This is a genomic window from Cohnella phaseoli (assembly GCF_003386235.1).
In the GTDB taxonomy this organism is placed as follows: domain Bacteria; phylum Bacillota; class Bacilli; order Paenibacillales; family Paenibacillaceae; genus Cohnella; species Cohnella phaseoli.
The window spans coordinates 38254-60470 of sequence record NZ_QRDZ01000023.1; the positions used below are offsets into that span (position 1 = coordinate 38254).

The window sequence follows — 22217 nt, forward strand, 5'->3', positions numbered from 1 at the left end:
GAAGGCGTACCAGGGGTACGTCAAGCAAAAGTGACGCAGCAGGGGATGATAGACGCCCCTGAGCGGGTTTGCAGACACGCCTTAATCCGCCAGCCCGTTCCGATGCGCGTAGATGGCCGCTTGAGTACGATCCTCGACGCCAAGCTTGCCGAACAGGTTCGTCAAATGATATTTAACGGTTTTAATTCCGATAAACAGATCGTCCGCGATCTCCTGATTCGACTTGCCGAGCGCGATTAGCTTCAGCACTTCCATCTCCCGCTCGGTCAAATCCTCATGAGGCTGCGCCGCCGTCTGCTGCGGGCGGCGGAAGCGGTTCATCATTTTGGAGGCGACCTGGGACTCGAGCACGGACTGACCGCGCGCCGCCGCGCGAATCGCATCCGCGATCTCGGAGGCGCGCGAGGTTTTCAGCAGATAGCTGAACGCCCCCGCCTCGATAACGGGATACATCTTCTCGTCGTCGAGGAAGCTGGTCAGCACGATGACCCGACATTCCGGCATTTCTTCCATAATGCGCCGCGTCGTCTCGATGCCGTCCATGCCTTCCATGACGAGATCCATCAGCACGACGTCGGGAGAGTATTCCCGCGCGAGGCGAAGCCCGTCCATCCCGTTGCCGGCTTCCCCGACAACCTCGATGCCTTCTTCCGTACCGAGTACGGCTGCGAGGCCGATTCTGACCATTTCATGGTCGTCCACCAATAATACTCGCACCAACGACTGTTCCGCCGCCATCCGCTCAACCGCCTTCCGCCATCAACGGCACTCTGATTTCGATTCTCGTTCCTTTGCCCGGCGCGCTCGCAATATTCAGCGCTCCGCCAAGCTCGTTCACGCGTTCCTCCATACTGGTCATGCCGTAGGAGGCATGCTTCTTCACTTGCGGGTCGAAGCCGACTCCATTGTCCCGAATGCCCAGCCGCACCGCTTCGCCGCGGCGCTGAAGCACGATATCCATCTTCGTCGCCTTCGCATGCCGGAGCGTATTGGACAACGCTTCCTGCACGATGCGGAATAAGTGATTTTCCACGCCTTTGTTCAGCGGCAAATCCTGCTCGATATCGATGGCGATGTCGACCGTCACCTTCGCCTTCATCTCCTCGACCAGCTCCGGAATCGCCTGCGCCAGACGCTTGCCTTCCAGATGCACCGGCCGCAAATGCAGCAGCAGCGCCCTCATCTCGGATTGCGCCGCGGAAGCCATCTCTTCGATTAGCTCCACCTGTCGGCGAGCCCGCTCGAAATCGTGATCCATCGTTCTTCCGACAGCGGTCGCCGTCATCGAAATTGCAAACAGCTGCTGGCTGACCGCGTCGTGCAGCTCCCGAGCCAAGCGCTGCCGCTCTTCGACGACCGCGCTCATCCGGGCCTGCGCGGCAAGCTCCGCATTGTTCGTGGACAAGCGCTGCAGCGACGTGACCTGATCCTCCCACTTACGGCCCAGCTTGCCGAGCTGATCCCCGAGCCGGCCGATCTCGTCCTTGCCCAGATCCGGCAAAGGCAGAGACGGGGTTCCTTTCTCCAGAGTCACCATCGATTCCCTGAGCATCTCCAGACGGCTCCGTATCGGATAGCTTCTCCAGAAACCAAAAGCCGCTCCGGCGACGGTCAGCACTCCAATCGCGGTTAGCGAGAACGAAATCGCCTTGTTCAACGATTGGAACGAACCGTCTACGCCGTAGCGGATTAGTAAATAAACGACAAGAGCGCCCACGCCCAAGGAGTAGAGCACGGCCTCGCCCATGTGACGCCAAACCATATTGGTGACTTTACGAGACTCCATGCGGCTCCCCCTCATAACGATTAGAACTTCCGAACGCCCGCTACACGGTGCGTATTTTGATATCTCCTACGAGGTAGAACAGTTGAAGTTTCAGCTTCTGCTCGGATTGCTCGTAGTTCGGCGATTTCCACGATAGACGCTGGATCATGCCGCCCTCTTGAATTTGCCGAAACGACGCCTGCCCGATCAACACGGACGCCTCCACCTGCATACCGTAATCCTCCGGAACGATCAAGTCGACGTTGCCGACGACACCCTGCAGAACGATCGTCGTCTCCTTCTCCTCCGGCACGGCCAGCGACATGTCCATATGAATTTCTCCGAACGCATGCCAATAGCTCATCGAGCGCAGCACCCAGGATTGCTCTTCCATCCTCATGTTCATGAACAAACGATGGTTGCTGACATGCGTTCCGAACTCCGGCGGACGAGCGCGAAAATAATAAATGCCTAGCGAGACGAGCACCACGACGACGAAAAGCGCGAACTGATTCACGATAAGCACGAGCGTGCTGATCGCAATGACGACAACCGACAGTCTGGAGCGGTCGGAGCGGTATCGATGAACTCCTAGCAGCAATAGCAGAACCGCATTAACCGTCGCGTAACCCGCCACGGCGCCAAGCGCGAGATAAAGTCCGGCGGCTATGAACACGATCGCGTTGCTGGATCTTCTCATGTCGGGTCACACCTCCTGTTCGTCTCCTTGTCGCAGGCAAAGCCATAACGGCGCTATGTCCGTTATGGCTTGCCCTATCGCGCGACATCACTATCCGACATCATAGCATATCTTGCGTCGAGGGAGAATGGCTATCGCTTACTCTTTGTTCAAATTAGGTTGAACGCGGCTTCTCAGCGCTTCCAGTTCCTGCTCTATGCGGAATTCCTTCTCGGGATCGATACGGCTTGGCGTCGTGCCGAAAGGCGATCCGGGCAATCTGGCCACTTCGGCTTCCGCTTCCATCTGCATGATTTTCTCTTCCATCCGGTGGAAGCCGCGGGAAGCCGCTCCGCTCTCGATCGTATGAAGAGAGCTAACTTGAGCCATTGACTTACGGGCCTTCGCCATCTGGGAACGAGCGACAAGCTCGTTGCGCTTATTGCGCAGCTTGTAGTACTCTTCCTTCATTTCGTGCAGCTGCGTCGTCAGCTCGGACACTTGAGCGCTGGCTTGAGCGTGAAGCTCTGCCAGGCTTGCCGCCTGTTGGCTGTATTGAACCTTCTCTTCGAGCAGCTTGCGGGCCAGCATCTCGTTGCCGGAGCGCAGAGCATGCTCCGCTTGACCTTCGCGGTCGACGCCGATCCGTACCAGTTCGTCCAGACGCTGCTTCATGCGGCGCTCGGACGCCATCTGCTTGGCTACCGTCACTTCGGCGTCATGAATTTCAATTTCCATATCGCGCAAATATTGATTCAACATAACGATCGGATCCTCAAGCTTGTCGAGCCAATCATGTACAGATGCCTTCGTCAGATCCTTGATTCTTTGAAATACTCCCATTGTGTTATTCCCCTTTCGATTGCTTTTCAAATTTTGATAATCTGGCTTTCAGTTCGTCGATCTCTCTTTGCATAGTCTTCTTTTCGATGTCTTCCATCATGGCGTCAATCCCTTGCGACGGGCCTCCGGACGTCGGCGAAGCCGATGCGGCCGGTCCCGGACGGGCGGAAGCGGAATGGGAATGGCCTGCGAAGCCGGAAGAATTCGGATTCCAGCCTGGGCCCGGATTCGGCGCTTGCCCTGGATTGTAGCCGTAATACGGATCGTGCCCCCGGTATCCCGGATCGTAAGGCCCCGGTCCGAAGCCGCCGTGATAAGGCTCCCTCGGGATGACGAATCCTGCGATAATGTAGACGAGGACAACGGAACCCGCAGAGAAGACGGCTACCACGATCAACAGAATCCGCAGCAGCGTCGCGTCGACGCCCAGGAAGTCCGCCAATCCTCCGCACACTCCGAATAGCTTGCGATCCCGTGTGGAACGATAAAGTTTGCGCATCTCCGATTAACCTCCTTGTTGCAGTTTGCGTTTCAGTTCCTCCAGCTCTCTCTCGATCGTGTTTTTCACGACCTCTCCCGCATGCAGCAGCGTTTCCTGTCCCATTCGGCGCAGGTCGCGCAGGCTGCGGGTTTCAAGCTCGATATCAGTCAGGCGGTCGTCGATTTTGCGGAACATCTGGGACGTATCCGCGCCGCCGGGGGAAAATCTGGCGTTAAGTCTTTGCTGAAGTCGAATCGATTCCATTCTGGCTACGTAAAACTGGCGACGATCGTACACTGCGCGGTATTCGCTGCGCAGCTCCTGAAGCAGCAGCTCCAGATCGTTCAGCTCGCTTCGGCTTTGCTGGTACAGATCGCGGTAGCGCTGAGCGCTCTCCTCGTGAATGACTTTATCCTGAAGCGCCAGCTTCGCGACGTTCTCCTCGCCTGCCTTCAGAGCGGTAAGAGCTTGCTGCTCGCGCTTGTCGGCCCACTTCTCGGCGTCTTTCCACTGCCGGTACAAGCTGTCCGTATGTGCTGCGTATTGACGCTGCAGCCCTTCGCTTTGGGTAATCTCTTGGTGCGTCGACCATAGGAATTGATCGATGACGCGTACCGGATCTTCCGCTTTTTCCAGTCGATCGTTTAACGTGGCCACCGTAATGTCGCGCACTCTTTTTATGACGGTCATTCCCTTTTCCCTCCTCGTTCGTGATCGCGGCAGTTGCTGCGTCTATTATGAAGATTAAAATCTTGTCGCCCGGTTGCTGCGTCCCAGCATCGATACTCCGAGGACGATCGCTGCGATGGCTGCGATCCATACGAGCACGAAGCTCATTTTACCCAACAGCACGAATCCTCCGACGATGGCGATAATGCCTCCCAGCATCTTGTTGCCGTTGTTCCACACCGCGACGCCGAGCAGAATCAGCAGAATCGGTACCAGCAGTCCGAACAACCATCCCAATCCGAAGCCCAATTTACCGAGAATAATCAATCCTCCGAATACGATCAACAGAAGCGCTAACCCATTTCCTCTTCTCATTTGCTTCACCTCTTTTCTGCAACTCGTTTATCTCATGTCCTTATTGTAAACCTCTCCGCGTTTATGCATAACGGACCCGCGTATGTTTTTGATCCTAGACTGCAGTCGAGGGTCCTTACGGTCCAGCGACCTTGTCATATCGGACTTGCGGCGCGTCGATGGCAACAATTGTGGGTTTCCCGCCCCTATCTTCCTATGTTAGCGTTTAAAAAGGTTGTTTATGAAGTCATATGACGGAGGGGATAACAGCATGAAGAAGCAGGTGGCGACCTTGTGCGCGGCGGCATTGCTTGCCGGCATCGTCGGCGTCGCTCCGGGAAAGTCCTCGGCTGCAGCTTCCGGCTCGGCTTCGAGCCGACCGGCGGCTCCGACCAAGAAAACGCTCCTATCTAATGAAGATACAACTTCCGGAACCGATCCACGGGCAGGAAATGGCGATAGCTCAGTTGGCGGAAATACAGGAAGTGGCGGCGGCAACAGCGGAGGCAAGACCGATAACGGAGGCCGTAATAATGAAGCTGGCGAAAATGCGGGCAGTGCAGAGGATACAAGCGCGGCGCTAATCGAAAAGGTAATCGCGGAAGGAATGAAGTATATCGGAACGCCGTATTTGTTCGGCTCCAATCGGAGCACGACCGATACGTTCGATTGCTCCGACTTCGTGCGTTGGATTTATAAGCAGCATACGGATTTGCTGCTTCCTCTCGACTCCCGTCAGCAAGGCGCGTTCGTGAAAAAGCTAGGCACCGCTAAAACGGACTGGCGCAGCCTGAAACGCGGGGATCTGATGTTCTTCATGACATACGAGGGCTCGACGGCTTCCGATTATAGAAGCGTCGACAAAGAGACGGAGCGGATCACACATGTGGCGCTTTACCTCGGCAACGGCAAAATACTTCACACCTACTCCAATGCCAGCGGAGGCGTCCACGTCCAATCGTTCGCGGGCTCTCAGTGGGAGTATCGCTTCCTGTTCGGCGGCAGCGTTCTGACGGAGAAGTAAGAAGGTAAGAGGCTAAGCCATAGGAGCTTCAAGTTGCTCTGAAAGATCACCGATGGGCAAGGTGCATGGGTATTCATCTCTTTTCAATGTAAGACAGTAAACGGACTAAGCTTCATTAGCTTAGTCCGTTTACTTTGCGGGGGCACCAGAGGCGTGCTCCTCTTATGAAGAGACTTCCGCGCGCGAGAGTACATTACACGGAAAATCATATGACGCTGCTCAAATTGATGAACGCGGCAGTCTAAACGCTCCAACAGTGTTAATGTGGGGCGAATAGGTGCGCGGGACGGCGCGGGACGGCCTTTTTCCTTCCGCCTGAGCCGATCCCGGGCGAATAGGTGCGCGAGACGGCCTTATTCCTTCCGCCTAAGCCGATCCCGGGCGAATAGGTGCGCGAGACGGCCTTATTCCTTCCGCCTAAGCCGATCCCGGGCGAATAAGTACGCGAGACGGCCTTATTCCTTCCGCCTGAGCCGATGCTGGGCGAATAAGTACGCGAGACGGCCTTATTCCTTCCGCCTGAGCCGATGCTGGGCGAATAAGTACGCGAGACGGCCTTATTCTTTCCGCCTGAGCCGATGCTGGGCGAATAGGTGCGCGGGACGGCCTTATTCTTTCCGCTTGAGCCGATGCTGGGCGAATAGGTACGCGAGACGGCCTTATTCCTTCCGCCTAAGCCGATGCTGGGCGAATAGGTACGCGAGATGTACACTCTTACATATTTAGACCGCTTTGTATTCCGCGCCGATCAGACATAAGTCCACTCCGAGAAAACGGCGGCCTGCCCCCTGTAGATTCCCTGCTCGTCGACAACGTTCCATAGCAGTACGTTGCGGATTTCAAACCTCCTGCCGACGCTGGAAATCCGAATGCCGTAGTAGCCGTCGGAATAGCCTTTCTCCTTGGCGTCTATCAACAGCTTCTCGCGCTGGGACCTCTCCATCGGCTCCGCGGTCAGACGCGAGGGAGTCCCGGTAAACTGATCCCATGTCATCTCCCACAGCTTAAGGGCTGCAGCGTTGCCGTAGTTCAGCACCGGATCGGCTTCCGTCCCGTGAGAGAGCAGCACGAACGGCGCGCGGAACAGCGTCGCGGCCGCTTTGCCTTGGACGGGCGCAGGTTCAAGCAAGTCCCGCCCCGTAGCTCGGCGGTAGCTGTCCAGCAGCAGTCGGGAATGGTTTTCGGATGCGGGCACTTCGTTCTTCGGTTCGATCATGGCGTTTCGGTCAACTCCGTTCTTTCTTCTGCGTTAATCTCTATTATAGCCTCGATCGATTCAAACCGCATAAAATAAAGACGACGCAGGGAGTATTCCCTGACGTCGCCGGATGTGAATATTCGTCTACTCTTCGAAGCAAGTTAGCAGTTGATCGATCGGCATGCGTTTGCCCGCACGGGGAACGCGGTCGAAATAGCCGATATGCAGCGTGCCGACGATTCTTTCCTCCGGCTTCACGCCTACGGCGCGATGAAACCGGGGATCCCAGTTGTATTCGTTCGTTTTCCAGACGACACCGATCCTCCGCTCCCAGGCGAGCAGTTGAAAATTTTGAATCAGCGCGGAGGCGGCGGCGAAGGCGTCCTCCCAGACTTTCTGCCGGGGATCCGCGGGAATGACGACGAGCAGATGCGCGGGAATCAACCGGCAGAACTGGTCCTCGAACCATTCTCCCCACTCCGCCTTCGTTTCCTTGTTCAGCGTGGCCACCATCGCCTCGGCGAACTTTTTCCGACCGTCCCCGCAGAACAGAATGAAGCGCCAAGGCTCCTCTCGGGAATGAAACGGAGCCCACGAGGCCGCCTCCAACAGCTCGAGCACCGTTCGCTTGTCCAGTGGCTTGCCGTTGAACTTGCGAACGGTCCGCCGTCCGCGTACGACCGCTTCCAACGTGCCAACTCCCACCGGACCTACGACACCCGCGGCTTCATGCTCGACTTCTACAGATTCCGTCTTGGTTACGGCAGCGTCTCTTCCCTCTGCCGGGTCTACGCCGCCCGAGCTATCGCGTTCGACTTCAGTTGGTCCCTTATCGGTCACGGCGCCTTGCCCGTCAGCAACGCGGCCATTTCCTTCATCGTTTCCCGAACCGTTACATTATCGGAGTTGTAATACTTGAGCGTATCCAGGAAATAAACGTCGCCGTTTTTGACCGCCGGAAGCGACTTCCACAGCGCGGTATCCTTGATCGCTTGATATTCGTCCTGATCGTCGCCTTCGCCCGCCACGATCACAAGCATCTTGTCCCCGGCATATTCCGGCAGCTTCTCCAGCGAGATTTCCACCGCATTGGCCCACTTCGCCTTGGCGATCTCCTCCTGCACGGCTTCAGGCGCCTTCGCCCCCAGAGCGGAGCGCAGCGCGTAACCCCCGAAATTGGTGCTGAGATAAATGCGCAGGCGGCCCTTCTGAATACGGAAGATCGACACGGTCTGTTCGCCGAGCGCCTCCTGGACCTCTTCTCTGACCTGATCGCGCTCCGCCTCGTAGCCTTTGATCCATTCCGCGGCCTCATCCGTTTTCCCCAGTGCGTCGGCAACGGTTGTCAGCACGTCGTAGATCGGGTCTTCGAACGCAATGTAGACGACGGGAGCGATCTTCTCGATTTGGGCCATCGCGTCCGGGTAAATCTCGGGCATATACTGCGAGAAAATGATCAAATCGGGCTTAAGATCCAATATTTTCTCCGCATTCGGCGGATCTCCCACATCGTCGATATCCGTCAATTGAGCTTGGGTAAAGGCGTTTTTCAGGTCGTTGGGACCGAGACCGATCGGCTTCACGCCGACGGTGAGCGCCTGAGAGGAAAACTCCGATACGACGACCCGCTGGGGATGAACCGGAATTTCCACCTCGCGGCCCAGGCCGTCCGTGAATACTCGGGTTTCCGGCGCCGAAAGAGCGGATTCGGCGGCGGACGAAGATGAGGACGGAGACGAGGACGGACTTGCCGTCTCCGAAGACGACGCCGACGGCGTCTGGCTGCATCCGATAACCGACGTGACGAGCAGCAGCGCGACAAGCACGAACGCTCCTAAAGAGCGAATGCGAACAAAATTGGGTTGACTGGGCATGTTGACCTCCAAATGATAGTGATTCTTATTATCATTAAGAAGTATAGCCGCTTTCCCCATCCTTCGCCATGCAGCCATATGACGTTCAAGATGGATTTTTATGCGTTGCGTTCATCCGGGCGCGCGCCAATTCCGCCACTTCCTCCGCTTGGCTCAGAATGGATACCGGATCGTACGCCAGCCAGCGCCGGACGTCGAGCTCGTAGACGTTGCCCCGCCGCACGGCTGGATAATCGGCCCATATGCGGGTGCTTCGAATCCGCTCCCATAGCGAACGGGTCGCTTCGTCCGGCTGCACGACGACGAACAGATGATCCGCGCCGTAATGGGACAGCTCCTCCGGCTCGATCACGGAGGAATGATAGTTGGCGTTGATGACGAACTGCTTGCTCAGCTTGCGCGGCGGAGCCAGCCGCAGCGCCTTGTACAGCGGATAGCCCATAATCATGTTTCCATACACTTGGAGCACCTCCGCCCGAACTCTCAGCAGCGCGACCGTCTCCTCGCGGAAATAAGCCCTGGCAGCCGCGCGCAGCCCTTCGAGCTTCCGCTCGTAAGCTTCCAGCCATCGCCGGGCTTCCGTCTCCCTGCCCAATACGCCGCCAAGCGATGTCAATTGCCCGTATATCGGGTCTTCGTTTTCCTTCACGACATAGACGCGCCCATATTCCGCCAAAGCCGACGCATGTTGCTGGCTATGAGAGACGATCAGCTCGGGTCGATGGGACCTGAGCCGTTCCGGATTGGGCCCCTTTTCCACCGATGGACCGATATCCTGCGTATAGGCGCTCCAATCGGCCAGCTCTCCCTGCATGCCGACCGCATGCGCGTCGATCGCAACCGGCTCTACGCCCAACGCACGCAAATGGCCGTAATAATCCAGCGCGACTACGCGCGGAACGCTCCTGCGCGGACTGTCCGACGGCGCCGCCCCGGTCACTTTCTTGAACACGCGGCTGAAATAATAGGGATCTTCAATCCCCACCTGCCTGGCGATTTCCTTGATCGCCAGCGACGTGCTCCGAAGCAGCTCCTCGGCACGCTCCACGCGGATTCGGATTAAGTAATCAACGGGAGATTGTCCGGTGTGCTTCTTGAAAACGCGGGAAAAATGCTCCGGAGTCAGCCCAGCCAGCTCAGCCAACTGATCTCTGGGCAGCTTCTCCCGCAGGTGACGCTTCATATAGAGAATAACGGCTTCGATTTTGTCCCGCGGCGTTTCCTTCCCCACTCCGCCGAGCCCTCCCCGAGGGTCGTGCTTTTCCCTCTAGTTATTGAGAATAGTTCTCAATACTATTGTAGGGGAACGACTCTTTATTTTCAACCGGCGAACGCTCCGATGTTCCGTCCTGCCTCTTGCTCAGAGCTTCATTTGGCCCAGTCGAACCTCAAATCGGGCGTTTTCGCTCCATGCTCCCCGTTCGCCCCTCCTACGCAATGGAAGGACAGACCGTCTTATGTTGACAAATCCGGCCGCAGCCACTATATTCGAGGCGTAAATCCGCAAGAAAAGGAGGCCTTCTTGTGCTCGACAGCAAGGCCCATAGATTGTTCTGGGAAAATACCTTCATCTGCATCCGCAGCGTCCGGCTGCATTACGTTCAACCCCTTCAGCCGCTGCTTTACGACAGGCTTCCCTCCAGCGTCTTTCTCTTCCTTTGCCAGGGGCGTGCTGGTATCGAGCTGGGCGACGACCGTCTTGCGGCGGAGCGTTTCTTCGCGCTTCATGCGGGCGCGGGCGCTCGACTGGCCCTTTATCCCGAACGCCGGGAATGCAAGTGCTACGTCGTCGAATACGGACTTGGCCCCGAAGCTTCCGGGAAAGGACTTCCGGACGCCTATCTGGATTCGTACGGCTTTATTCCTGAGCTGCCGCTGGCCATAACGGAGCTGATGGACAAGCTGCTCCAATCGGACCGGAGCGCGGACACTCTGATGCAACAAGCTATCGCCAAAGGCCACTTCTACCGCTTCGTCGAACTGTTGCTGGACCAATTGGAGAGCAGCGCTCTTCCCGAGCCCGGCGGAGACAGCGTGTCGGAAGCACTGCAGTATATCCACCTGCACTACGAAGACGAGATTTCGCTGGAGCAATTGGCCGATCAAGCCGACAGCAGCCCGCGCCATCTTGGCAGACAATTCAAGGAGCGCATGGGCGTGAGCCCGATCGATTACGTCATTCATCTGCGTATGAAGAAAGCAAAACGCCTTCTGGCCTCTACCGACGCCAGTCTGCAGGAAATCGCCGAAAGCCTCGGCTATTCCGACAGCTACGCATTCGCTAAAATGTTCAAGAAACAGACCGGCATGCCGCCGATCGGCTACCGCGACCTGCATCGACGCAGGGACGGGGCGCCGACGTCTTCCTCTCAAGACGTTCACATGCTGGCGGCCTCGAGAAGCGTGCAAACCTCGACGGGCAGCGTCAAGGTGCCTCTGCGTCCGGAACGCGTAGTCGTTCTGTATCTAATCGGAGACGTGCTGACTTGCGGAGTCGTACCGGTCGGCATCTCCGATCTATATCAGGGAGCCAGCTTTGAAGCGGAGGCGGCCGGCATCCCGCAGGTTGGCCCGTGGTATGCCCCCGATCTGGAGGCAATAGCGGCGCTTAAGCCCGATCTGATCGTCGTTCCCTCCGAAAAAACGTGGCAGCAGATCAGGCACATCGCGCCGACCGTCTGTATCGACGCGTTTCACGATTCCGCCGAACAGTTGGCAACAGTGAACGCAAGCTTGGGGCGCAGTCTGGACGTCTGGTCCAGAACAGAACACCTGCTAAGACTGGCCGAACGCTGCAAGGACCAACTGAGGCAAGCCGGACTGCAGGACCGCACCGTCACGATTGTGGAAGGCGGCCTTAAAGGCATGTCTGTCGTATGCAGCAAGTGGGCCGGACGCGGCTCGCAAGCTCTCTATCATTTTCTAGGCATGAAAGCCCCGGCCTTCATACAAAGCCGGATCGACTACTCCGGCAAGGGCAACAACCTGATCGTCCCCCTTGAGAATCTGGCTTCGGTGGCCGGAGACTTTCTGATCCGCTCCTCCTATCCCGGAATGGACGACCTATCCGTCCACGAAGTCTGGCGCAGCCTGCCCGCCGTCAACGACGGCCGCCTGATCGAGCTTGATTTTGGCCTGCTCTACTATCCCGATACGCTGTCGATGGAGCAGCAGATCGTCCGCATTACCGAACGGCTGCTGAATTGCGCGGATCGCGGGATTGGCCGTATCGGCCAGTAGACGCGTCCGAATCCGACATTGTCCCCTCTCCTTGCCTTGTGCTACATTACGTGATGATAATGATTATCATTGTCACAATAGAGGGAGGGCCGATCCGGCACAGACCTACTCGCACAAGGATGAAAGGAGTCAGGAAAGACTTATGTCACAACGGAAACGCTTGGCCGCTCTTATGTTAATGCTGTTTACTCTGCTGCTGGCAGCTGCATGCGGAACCCGGGACGAAGAAGGAGGCAGCTCCCCCGCCGCGACAGGCGCCTCGCAGCAAGAAAGCGGGACGACGGCCTCGGAACCGCAAACCGAAGAGGCGCAAAGCTCGGAGCAACCGGTTAAGGAATCTGCAAAGGAGGAACCGGCCACCCGCATCGTCTCTACGATTAAAGGAGATGTGGAGGTGCCGAACCGTCCCGAGCGCATCGTCGCGCTGTATATGATCGGGGACGTGCTGTCCTTCGGCATTACTCCCGTCGGAATATCGGACGTGTACGAAGGTGCGGCTTTCTGGGACCAGCTCGACGGAACAACGACTCTCGGAGAATGGTTCAAGCCGAATCAGGAAGCAATTATCGCGCTAGACCCCGACCTGATTTTGGTGCCAAGCGACGAAACTTACGAAGCGCTTCGCAAAATCGCTCCGACCGTCCTCATCAATACGTTCGAGCAATCTCCGGAGGCGACGATTGCCGAGCTCGGCGAGGTGCTTGGCAGACAAGAACAGGCGGCGCAGATGATCGCGGATTTTCAAGTTAAGATGGAGAGCGGCCGGAAGAAGCTGGACGACGCCGGATTGCTGGACAAAACCGTCACCCTCGTCGAAGGCGGCAGCAAAAACGTGATGTTCACTGTGGCAAGCCTGGATTACGGAAGGGGCTCGCAGGCGATCTACCGTCACCTCGGTCTTAAAGCGCCGGAACTCGTACAGCGGCAGATCGATAAAAATACGGCCAATCCCGATGAAGAGGGAGCGCTGTCCCTCTCCTTCGAGATTCTTGAGGATTACATCGGCGATTACGTGTTCCGTTCCTCCTACGAAGGAATGGCCGACCTGAGCGACAACCGGCTGTGGACCGGAATTCCCGCCATTAAGGAAGGCCGGCTGATCGAAATTCCGTTCGGATTTTGCTATTACAGCGATTTCTACTCGCTGAACAAACAGATCGATTACATTGTTGACGCCTTGATTGCCGCATCCAAGTAATACCAAGGGCTGTCCGCCGCTCGAAGTATTCGAACGGCGGACAGCCCTCGCGTTGCACCGTTACCTCCGCCCCATCAGCTTCCGTATCCGTGGGTCTGGACTCGTGCCGAGCTCGCGCCGAAGGATTTCCTCCAAGCCGCGATATTGCCGCTCCGCCTCCTGGTGCCGGCCAAACTCGATGTATAGGCGAATCACCTCATGATGCACATCCTCCCTGATCGAGTCCAGCTTCAATATGTCCTGAAAGTAGCTTAGCGCCCTATGCGGCTGGTCGGAGTCCAGACTGTGCCTGGCCGCGAACTCCAGCAGCTCGATATAGCTTCTCTCCAGCCTCCGCGATTGCTCGGCGGCCCATTCATACGCTTTTCCCTTCAGCAGATCCCCTTTGTACAACGCCGCCGCTTGTTGAAGCAGCTCCGCGCTCGGCTCGGAAGCGTCCTTAATCTTGTCCAGCAGCCGCTCGAACTCGTACAGGTCGCACTGCAGACCGCTATCGTCGACGCGGATTTCCTTCTTGCCGGATATGAAGCACGGACTCGCTTTGATTCCCGCAAGCGTTCGGCGAATGTAATACAGGTTCGTATTCAGGTTGTTCAAGGCCTTCTCCCCGTGCAGGTCGGGCCAGAGCGCCTCGACCACCTCTTCTCTCGTCGCCGTCCTGTGGCAGACCAGATATGCGAACAACTCCTCCGTTATCGGACTCCGCAGCTTGATCGGCTCGGCGCGTTCGTTCTCCTCGAATTGAATGCGGATGTCCAAACCGTTGAACAAGGTTACCGACAGCATAGAGCTCGACGTTTTCACGCGGGGTCGCTTCTTGAGCTTCTGTAAAGTTTTGGCTACTCTCTCGGCGGTAATCGGCTTCAAAATATAATCCAACGCGCTCATGTCAAACGCTTGAACGGCATAATTGTCATATCCGGTAACGAACACGATGTCGATCGAATCGTCCAGCTCCGCAAGCAGCTGGGATAGCCTCATTCCATTAATTTCAGGCATCGAGATGTCCAGAAAAGCGACGTCGATCCGCTGTTCCTTCGCGAATTCATAGGCTTCGCGCGGGTTGGAGAACACCGAGCATTCCCCGATTGCCCCGCTGTCCAGCAAAATCCGCTTTAGTCGCTTAATGGCCAGCTTTTCATCGTCGACGATAATCACACTCAGCATAGCTTCATTTCCTCCCATGTGCCGGCTGCGCGGGAATCTCGAAAGCAACCGTCGTTCCCCGATTCTCTTCGCTGTGAATGCGCAAGCTTCTTCCATATAGAAGCTTTAGACGCTGACTGATATTCCACAGCCCGATACCGGGCCTATCGGTGCCGTCGCCCGGACTTAATACCTCGCTTAATCTCTGTTCGCTCATCCCCTGACCGTTGTCCTCCACCGAGAAAATTACCTCTGCATCCCGCTGTTTTACGGACAATTTCACGACGCCTCCCTCGGCGCTGGCCATTAAGCCGTGCCGGATGGCATTCTCCACGAGCGGCTGCAGCACAAGAGGCGGAATCCGCAAATCGGGATGAGCCTCGATTTCATAGACCACGTTTAATCTATCGCCGAACCGGGCTTCCTCGATTTTGACGTAAGCGCCGACCAGCTCCAGTTCGTTCTCCAGCGTTGTCAGCGAGTCCAACTGCTTAAAGTCGAAGCTGCTTCGCAAGTAACACGACAGCTGCAGCGTCAGTTCCTCCGCCTGCTCCGGTTCGTCCACGCACAGCTCGGCAATGGAGTTCAGCGCATTGTACAGAAAATGAGGATTGATCTGCGAGCGCAGGAAGGCGATTTCCGCGTCTCGGGCGTTCTGCACGGAAGCCTTAAGCCGGGTCAGGCTTCTGACGCGCGCCATCAGCTCCTCCGCTTCATACGGCTTGCCGACGAAGTCGTTCGCCCCGTTGTCCATCGCCGTTTTCATCTCGCCCTCCCGATTGTTGGCCGTCAGCATTAATACCGGAAGCTCGAATTGGGAATAGCGCTCCCGGATTTTTCGCAGTACCTCGTAGCCCGACATATCGGGCATCCGAATATCCAGAATGACCAGATAAAAGTCCCGGTTCGCCGCCAGCTCCTCCAGCGCCTCTTCTCCTCGCCCGGCAACGACAAACGGATACCCTTCCAGCTTCAGCAGGTTGATCATCGATTGCAGGTTGGCGTAATCGTCGTCGACGATCAGAATGCGCTCGATCCTGCGTCCGCCGACGCGAGCCCCCAAGTTGCCGAACGCTGCAACGTGCATGGAAGCATCCGGCTCTTGCTCGTCCGCCGCAGCCGTGAAGGCCGCTTCGCCGACCGAAAGAGGAAGCGTAAACGAGAACACCGAGCCTTCGCCGGGCGTCGAATCCGCGTGAATCTCTCCCCCGTGCAGCTCGACCAGCTTCTTCGTGATGCTCAGCCCTAGTCCCGTTCCCGCCGCCGCTTCAGGTGCAGCAGCTGCCGCCTGCTCGAACGGCGCGAATAGCAGCTCCCGCAAATGCGGGGCAAAGCCGGCTCCCGTATCGGTGACGCGCACCTCGGCGTTGTCACCGACCGTCCCGGCGGTTACGACGACGTTCCCGCGCTCCGTGAATTTGACGGCGTTGCCGATCAAATTGTGCAAAATTTGCACAAGCCGGTTGCCGTCGGCGTGAACGGGCGGAAATTGGGCGGGAATTTCGTTCAGGATGCGAATCGGTTTGCCTCCGAGCAGAAACAGATGGAGGCCGATAACCGAATCCACGTATGATTTCAGATCGATATCGCTCTTGTGCAGCGCAATATCGCCGTATTTCATTTTCGAATAGTCCAGCAGTTCGTTGACCAGATACGTTAACCTTCTCCCGCTGTCTCTGACGATTGTCAAATTGCTCGCCTGCCGCTCGGTCATTTGCCCTTCCGCGCCTTTAAGCAGCGTGTCGGTTATGTTCACGATAGCGTTGAGCGGCGTTTTCAGCTCATGGGACGTATTGGACAGAAACTCGTCCTTGATCTTGTCCATCTGCAGCAGTTGGTCCTTCATCTGCTCCACCGTCGAATAAGCGTCGAAGAAGCGCATCACGATCAGGAACAGGAGCATCAGGTTAAAAGAGACGATGTAGAGCTGGCCGAGCCACATGCTCTCCTTTAATGAAAAAGAAAATAAAATGAGATCGATCGAATGGAGGGTAAAGCAAAGCATCGCCACGAACAGCAAAAACGACTTCATCCGCTCTTCCCGCTCGCTCTTGAGGAACAGCGCAGCCGCTCTCAGCAGCAGCCACAGCGTCAAAGACTCGTAAGACAAAATAATGAGCGGCTCGACTTTCGTATACGTCGGAATCGGAAGCGCGACGATCAGCGCAATATAGACGGTCAGCAAACCGATGAAGCCTCTGACGAACTTGAGGGACAAAATATTTTTTTTCAATCTATAGAAGAATAGCGCGAGGAAAATAAAACAGGCCATCGAACAGATATCCTTCACCTTGAACATCAGCTCGAAAGGCATATGTATATATTGAAGCAGTACGCGCTCCCCGATCAAGCCGTTAAAGATCGCATAGCACGCGCAAGTGAGAGTAAGCAGCAGCAAAGAAGCGTCGCCGTTTCGATGTCGAACCGTCGCCGCGAAAGTGACAAGGTAGATCAGCGTCAGGGCGGCTAGCACCGCAAACGCGCTCAGTTCCTGAGACTTGCTCTTCTGCTGGGACGCGAGCATCGCCGCCTGGCCGCCGAAATAAAGCGAAGCCGGAATGCCCGAATTGGCGTAATCGAAGTTGGCGACCTGCACGATCAGCTCGATCTCGCCCTTATCCGCCGAGAAAAAGCCGATGCCGGGCACATTGCCCGCCTTATAACCGTCGGCATTGTCCGCAGGCCTGCCATCCTCGAACAGCTTCTTGCCGTTGGCGAATACGGCGCTGGAAAAGCGGATGTTCGTCTTCTTGACGGCGTACGTCTCGTCTGCGGGAACGTTCTTCAGCACCATCCGATAAGTCGCGAAGCCGTGAGCCGGCAGCTTCTCGCCGCCGACCGTTTTGCCGTTCCATTGCGAAGGAACCCCGATATACGAAGAAAGAGCCGGCTTGTCCGCACCCCCTCGCCCGAAGTCTTCCGGGGACAGCAGCTGTCCCCAATAAAACTCCCATTCCCCGTCCAGTTTAATGCGCGGCGACTGCTCGGACCGCCAGCCGGACAAATCCATAACGCCCTGCCGCACCCGCAAGCCGTCGGCTTGGTCGGCGCGGTCCAGCTTCATGGACAACGGAATCAAGGAAATGAAAACAAGGACGATCAGTACGACCGCAACGGCTCTTCTAAGCATGACTTTCTCCCCCGGCTAAGCTGAATCTTAATTACCACTATAGCAGGAGGAGCACTTCATCGACAGACTATTTGGCGAAAAACATCTCATTCTCCCCTTCGGTAAGGGCTTGCTCGACGATTCGGCCGTCCGCAAGAGGCAGCGTCAGCCGCGCTTCCATGCCCGCGGGAATCGTCGCACGCACGCGCACTCCGCCGTCCGTCCGCTCCCAGCGGGCAGAGACCGGTCCAAACGGCGTGGCGATCTTGCCTTCGGCGAACGTCAGGCTGTCCGGCATATAGGGACGGATCGTCGTTTTGGCAAAGCCCGGCGTCTCCGAGCGAATACCGACGATATATTCCTGAAGCAGCCTTGCCGGATAACCGTTCCAGGCGTGAGAGTGGCTTTCGATATCCTCCCACCCTTCCCACATCGTCGGCGATCCTTGAGCGATCATATGCCCCCAGCCGGGATACTCCGTGCGGTCGAGCAGCGCGAACGCCTCGGCCTCGCGGCCGTTGTCGAACAGCATGCGCAGCAGCGGCAGCGACAGCACCGTCCGGCATTCCCAGCTCTGCTCCGCTACGGAGGCGATCGCTCGCTCCCGGTCTTCATCCGGCACCAGCCCCGCCGCCAACGCGATCGCCGTCACGCCCTGATGGCGGGCGTCCGACTCCGAGCTGTCGCGGAATCGCTTGCGCTCCCTGTCGTATAGCTGCTCGACGATCCGTTCGCTCAACCGTTCGGCGTGCTCCGCGTAGGTCCCGCCTTCCTTCGCTCGACCGATTACAGCAGCCGCTCGGCCGACCGCTCGCAGCGCAAGGACGAGCTTGATCTGCTGCACCGTCAGGAACTGCCCTTTATGCTCGACCGAAGGGTAAGGCCAATCGCTGATGTGCCAGCCTTTGTCCAGCGGCACGAGCCCGGTGTCCGCATCCCGGATGCTCAGGAAGTAATCGACCATACGACGCGCCGTCTCGTAGCCATTTTTCAAAATACCGACGTCCCCGGAAGCTTCGTACGCCTTCCACATCAGCGTTGCGTAATGCAGATCCCATTCCGGAATTTGAATATGGAAGTCCGGATTCTCGTAATTGATCGGCGCTACGAACGGGAAAGTGCCGTCCTCCAGCTGCGCATCCGTAAAATCGGCCAGCGTCTTCGCCACGACTTCGACCGCTTCGAAGTTGTACAACAGCGCCTCCGCCTGCAGATCCGTATCCGCGGTGTACTGCGCCTGCTCCCGGTGCGGGCAGTCGACGGTCTGGCCCAGCGTATTGTTTTTCTGCGTGCGAATGCAGGCTGCATACAGCTTGTTCAAATGTTCGGCCGAGCACGAGAATTCGCCGGTCTGAGCCATGCCGGTATACGCCCAGCATACCGTCACTCCCCCTTCGGCGATCTCGAGCGGATAACCCGTCACTTCCACATAGCGGAACGCCTTGAACGAGAAATCCGGCTGCCATGTCTCCAGTTCGTCTCCGCGCATCGTATATTCATCGTAGTAACGGTCGGAAAACTCATTGGTAACGTTGTGCTTAACCCGTCCGTTCTCGTCCAAATCCTCCGAATAACGCAGTCGAACGACCGTGCCCTCGACTCCCTTTAACGCCAGCCTAGGCCAGCCCGAGACGATCGCTCCCGCATCGAACACCTGCGCGAACTCCGCTTCCCCGCCTTTGGGCTGCGGCAGCTTGACGCACTTGATCTCCTCGGCGATCGCTCCTTCGGGAATGCGCTGCGCCTCCATCGGCCAGTCGTCGCTACCGATCAGAGCCGGCTTCGCCTTTACGGTTGCGCCTTCCTTCCGCCAGCCCGCATAGCGCCACTCCGGGTCCAGCTTACGCGCATCGTAAGCCTCGATGGCCGACACCCTGCGGTTTTGCTGGTACGGGGTTCCGACGGCATGGGGCATTTCCTTCAGAGCCTGCCACGACGCATCCGTCTTCACGACCGTCTCCGTCCCGTCCTCGTAGACAAGCTGAAGCTGAAGCCTGAAGCCCGGCAGACCGTCGTAATAATTCTGGCCGCTGCCGCCCAAGTAATGGGCATCCGCCGTCAGGCAGTTGCGGCCGTCCGCCAGCAGTTCGGTGACGTCGTAGGCCAAATAAGCTTTGCGTTTCTCGGGGTTCGTCGGAGCCGGGGAGACATAGCCCCCTAACCTCGTCCCGTTCACATACACCGCGGCCGTATGGTGCGCCGAGTAGAACAGGAGCGCCCGCTTCAGCGGACCGCGAACGGAAAACTCCTTGCGGAAATAGGCGAAATCGTTCACGCGGACCCGTCGCGAACGCCAAATCCAGAGCGCCTCCCATTCCGTGTTCAGCTCCTTGCGGTGCACAAATCTCTTATTCTCGTATCCCGTCATCCCTATCGTCCTCCTGCGGCCTTTTTTTTCAGCATATCATGCTTTTTTTCGTTGCTTATAGGGGGTTCGACATGCTATTAATAGGGCATATACATCCTATTCGCAAAGGAGAAGGTTTATGGCCTCCGCCCCGTTCACGCTGGAAGGCAAGCAGTTCTGGACGCCCGATTTGCCGATCGCCGCCACTAGGGAACGCGAACGCTTCTCGCTGCCGATCCACATTCACGATTTCGTGGAAATTCAATATGTCGCCGAGGGCAAAGGCTTTCATTATATCGGGAACGAGCGGCTGTACGTGGAAAAAGGGGATTTCTTCATCATTCCGATCGGCACGCGCCACGTCTACCGTCCCGCTTCGGAAGCTCCCAAGGACGAGCTGATCGTGTACAATTGCCTGTTCGACCCTTCGGTTCCGGACGTGCTGGCGCGCGCTTACCCGCTGCCTGAGGAGGCGATGTCGCTCCTGTCCGGGCAGGGGCAATCGTATCGCAGATTCAAGGACTCCTTTCATGAAGGAAAAGCCTGCATGGAGACGCTATATCGGGAGTATCAGGCGAAACTGCCCGGATACGAAGCCGTTCTGTACGCCCGGTTGACGGAGCTGATCGCGTGCTTGTACCGATTGGAGCTATCCGGCAGAACGTCCGCTTCCGCGATGTCGCGGCTAGCTAAAGTGCTGGAATATATCGAGCGTAATTACGATCAGCCGATCGTTCTGTCCGAAGTCGCCGCCTTGCTCCCAGTCAGCGTCAGCTACATGCAGCGCATGCTCAAAAAAGCGACGGGGCAGTCCTTCACGGAATACGTACAAAACCTGCGCATTAAAAAATGCTGCGAGCTGCTGCGACAAACGGCGATGCCCGTGAAGGACATCGCCGCGCAAGCGGGCTACCGCGATCTGAAGTTTTTCCATGAGTTGTTCCGCAAAAAAACGGGACAGACGCCTGGAGAGTATCGGAACGGCGACGAACGGAAGGCTTAGCCGACTTTCGCGCAGGCAAACAATGATGGCCGATTACAGATGCCCCGCTTCGGACGAGCCGCGGACTCCGGAGAAGGAGCGAGCGGGCCGGTTCAGCAGCGCCGTGCATGCAGCCAGCACGGCCAGCCCGGCTCCGGCCGCATACATGGTTCCATAGGAGAACCGATCCGCCACCGGCCCCATCGCGAATCCTCCCAGGGAGACGCCGAGATCGGCCGCGGCCAGGAACAGGCCGACCTGGACGTTCCGGGAAGCTTCCGGCAGCACGAAGGTCAAGTAAGAAACGAGCGTCGGATAGATCAGAGCCTGGGACAGCCCAACGAGAACGGCCGAGACGTAAAAAACGACGGGACCCCCTACCTGCGAAAGCGCGAGCAAAGACGCCCCGAGTCCTGCGCACAGGCAAACCGCGCCCAGAAATCCGGCGGGCCAGCGGCCGTCGGACGGAATGCGCTTACTGAGAACAAAGCGGCAGACGACGATAACCGAAGCCTGGATCATGAAATAAACGCCGGCATGTCCGCCCTCGATCTGCTTGGCGTACAGCGGGGTAAACGTCGACACCGCTCCGAACACGACGGAGGCGAGCAGCATTAGCCAGCAGCTTACGAGCAGCGGACGACGGCCGCGCAGCCGTTCGCCGGGGCCGCGGGCCGTCTCCCCGGCTTCCGGGTGCGGCCTAACGGCTTCTATCGGCGCTCGATACCCGAACAGTCCGGCAGCCAGCGCCAGTCCGATCAGAACGAGCGAGAAGGCGTCCATGCCTCCCCAATCCCAAATCCCCAAAGCAACTAGCGGCCCCAGGACGGTCGGCATGTACGTGGACAGCGAGTACAGCGACAAGCCCTGTGAGCGCTGCTCCTCGGGCAAGGCGTCGATAATGCCGATCTGCAGCGCCATCGAAAAAAAGGCGGTGCACACGCCCTGCATGACGCGAGCGGCCAAATAGCCCTCCAATCCCGCGAAGGCATATGTAACAAGCGCGGCTCCGTTCACCAGCAGAAGAACGCGAAGCACCGCGGCAGGGCCGTGCCTGCGAATCAGATGTCCGGCCAACGGCCGGAAAAACATACAGGTAAACATATAAGCGCCCATAATCAGGCCGATGCGGCCGTTGCTCGCTCCCAGCTCCTCGCTGCGCAGGGGAACGATCACGTTCAGCATCGCATTGGCGCTGAAAAACAACAGAGCGAGCGCATACAAGCGCAAGAAAGGCGCCGATAGAGCCTTGTCCGTCATCGTTCCCCTTCGCCTCCGTCCTGTTGCTTGCATACCGAATTTGTGAAC

The 22217-nt window shown here is 57.5% G+C and carries 19 protein-coding genes; 4 read left to right on the top strand and 15 right to left on the bottom strand.

Annotated elements, in window-relative coordinates; translation table 11 throughout:
* Positions 1–81: 81 nt before the first annotated feature.
* From DFP98_RS24965 to DFP98_RS24995, 7 genes are all read right to left on the bottom strand, one after another.
* Positions 82–738: a response regulator gene (locus tag DFP98_RS24965; RefSeq protein WP_094049388.1), complete on the bottom strand. Its 657-nt coding sequence runs from the start codon at positions 736–738 to the stop codon at positions 82–84.
* 4 nt (positions 739–742) lie between these two features.
* Positions 743–1786, bottom strand: coding sequence for a sensor histidine kinase (locus DFP98_RS24970; protein WP_116063350.1), 1044 nt, complete (start codon positions 1784–1786; stop codon positions 743–745).
* A gap of 40 nt (positions 1787–1826) precedes the next feature.
* The gene (gene liaF / locus DFP98_RS24975; protein ID WP_116063351.1) at positions 1827–2465 is read right to left on the bottom strand and encodes a cell wall-active antibiotics response protein LiaF; all 639 of its coding nucleotides are present in this window, start codon (positions 2463–2465) and stop codon (positions 1827–1829) included.
* Between the two features lie 138 nt (positions 2466–2603).
* Positions 2604–3287, bottom strand: coding sequence for a PspA/IM30 family protein (locus tag DFP98_RS24980; RefSeq protein ID WP_116063352.1), 684 nt, complete (start codon positions 3285–3287; stop codon positions 2604–2606).
* 4 nt (positions 3288–3291) lie between these two features.
* Positions 3292–3786 (bottom strand): PspC domain-containing protein, encoded by a 495-nt coding sequence (locus DFP98_RS24985; protein ID WP_116063353.1) that lies wholly within the window; start codon positions 3784–3786, stop codon positions 3292–3294.
* 6 nt (positions 3787–3792) lie between these two features.
* Positions 3793–4458 (bottom strand): PspA/IM30 family protein, encoded by a 666-nt coding sequence (locus tag DFP98_RS24990; RefSeq protein ID WP_116063354.1) that lies wholly within the window; start codon positions 4456–4458, stop codon positions 3793–3795.
* A gap of 54 nt (positions 4459–4512) precedes the next feature.
* The gene (locus DFP98_RS24995) at positions 4513–4812 is read right to left on the bottom strand and encodes a LiaF transmembrane domain-containing protein (RefSeq protein ID WP_116063355.1); all 300 of its coding nucleotides are present in this window, start codon (positions 4810–4812) and stop codon (positions 4513–4515) included.
* A 250-nt stretch (positions 4813–5062) separates the two neighbouring features.
* On the opposite strand from DFP98_RS24995, the gene DFP98_RS25000 reads away from it, so the two are divergent.
* A complete protein-coding gene (locus tag DFP98_RS25000) occupies positions 5063–5815 on the top strand; it encodes a C40 family peptidase (protein WP_246016689.1) in 753 nt (250 codons plus the stop codon).
* Positions 5816–6563: 748 nt separating this feature from the next.
* Here DFP98_RS25000 and DFP98_RS25010 read toward each other — a convergent pair.
* The 4 genes from DFP98_RS25010 to DFP98_RS25025 form a co-directional block, all read right to left on the bottom strand.
* Entirely contained in the window at positions 6564–7031 is a 468-nt protein-coding gene (locus tag DFP98_RS25010) for an MEKHLA domain-containing protein (RefSeq protein ID WP_116063358.1), read from the bottom strand.
* A gap of 126 nt (positions 7032–7157) precedes the next feature.
* On the bottom strand, positions 7158–7853 hold the full coding sequence (locus DFP98_RS25015; protein WP_246016690.1) for a nitroreductase family protein: 696 nt from the start codon (positions 7851–7853) through the stop codon (positions 7158–7160).
* Positions 7850–8887 carry an ABC transporter substrate-binding protein gene (locus tag DFP98_RS25020; RefSeq protein WP_181917928.1) on the bottom strand — a complete coding sequence of 346 codons (1038 nt, stop codon included), beginning with the start codon at positions 8885–8887 and terminating at the stop codon, positions 7850–7852. The genes DFP98_RS25015 and DFP98_RS25020 overlap by 4 nt, the downstream gene beginning before the upstream one ends.
* 85 nt (positions 8888–8972) lie before the next feature.
* Positions 8973–10118 carry a helix-turn-helix domain-containing protein gene (locus DFP98_RS25025; RefSeq protein WP_116063360.1) on the bottom strand — a complete coding sequence of 382 codons (1146 nt, stop codon included), beginning with the start codon at positions 10116–10118 and terminating at the stop codon, positions 8973–8975.
* 293 nt (positions 10119–10411) lie between these two features.
* Between DFP98_RS25025 and DFP98_RS25030 the strand changes: the two genes are divergently transcribed.
* Entirely contained in the window at positions 10412–12127 is a 1716-nt protein-coding gene (locus DFP98_RS25030; protein ID WP_116063361.1) for an AraC family transcriptional regulator, read from the top strand.
* A gap of 142 nt (positions 12128–12269) precedes the next feature.
* Positions 12270–13325 carry an ABC transporter substrate-binding protein gene (locus tag DFP98_RS25035; protein WP_116063362.1) on the top strand — a complete coding sequence of 352 codons (1056 nt, stop codon included), beginning with the start codon at positions 12270–12272 and terminating at the stop codon, positions 13323–13325.
* A 60-nt stretch (positions 13326–13385) separates the two neighbouring features.
* On the opposite strand, the gene DFP98_RS25040 is transcribed toward DFP98_RS25035, so the two are convergent.
* From DFP98_RS25040 to DFP98_RS25050, 3 genes are all read right to left on the bottom strand, one after another.
* A complete protein-coding gene (locus tag DFP98_RS25040) occupies positions 13386–14492 on the bottom strand; it encodes a response regulator (RefSeq protein ID WP_181917929.1) in 1107 nt (368 codons plus the stop codon).
* Between the two features lie 4 nt (positions 14493–14496).
* The gene (locus DFP98_RS25045) at positions 14497–17601 is read right to left on the bottom strand and encodes a sensor histidine kinase (protein ID WP_116063364.1); all 3105 of its coding nucleotides are present in this window, start codon (positions 17599–17601) and stop codon (positions 14497–14499) included.
* 67 nt (positions 17602–17668) lie between these two features.
* A complete protein-coding gene (locus DFP98_RS25050; RefSeq protein WP_116063365.1) occupies positions 17669–19948 on the bottom strand; it encodes an alpha-L-rhamnosidase in 2280 nt (759 codons plus the stop codon).
* Positions 19949–20066: 118 nt separating this feature from the next.
* Here DFP98_RS25050 and DFP98_RS25055 point away from each other — a divergent pair, with 118 nt between their 5' ends.
* The gene (locus tag DFP98_RS25055; protein ID WP_116063366.1) at positions 20067–20930 is read left to right on the top strand and encodes an AraC family transcriptional regulator; all 864 of its coding nucleotides are present in this window, start codon (positions 20067–20069) and stop codon (positions 20928–20930) included.
* 33 nt (positions 20931–20963) lie between these two features.
* Here DFP98_RS25055 and cntE read toward each other — a convergent pair whose 3' ends face one another.
* Positions 20964–22169 (bottom strand): staphylopine family metallophore export MFS transporter CntE, encoded by a 1206-nt coding sequence (cntE, locus tag DFP98_RS25060; protein WP_116063367.1) that lies wholly within the window; start codon positions 22167–22169, stop codon positions 20964–20966.
* Positions 22170–22217: the final 48 nt, after the last annotated feature.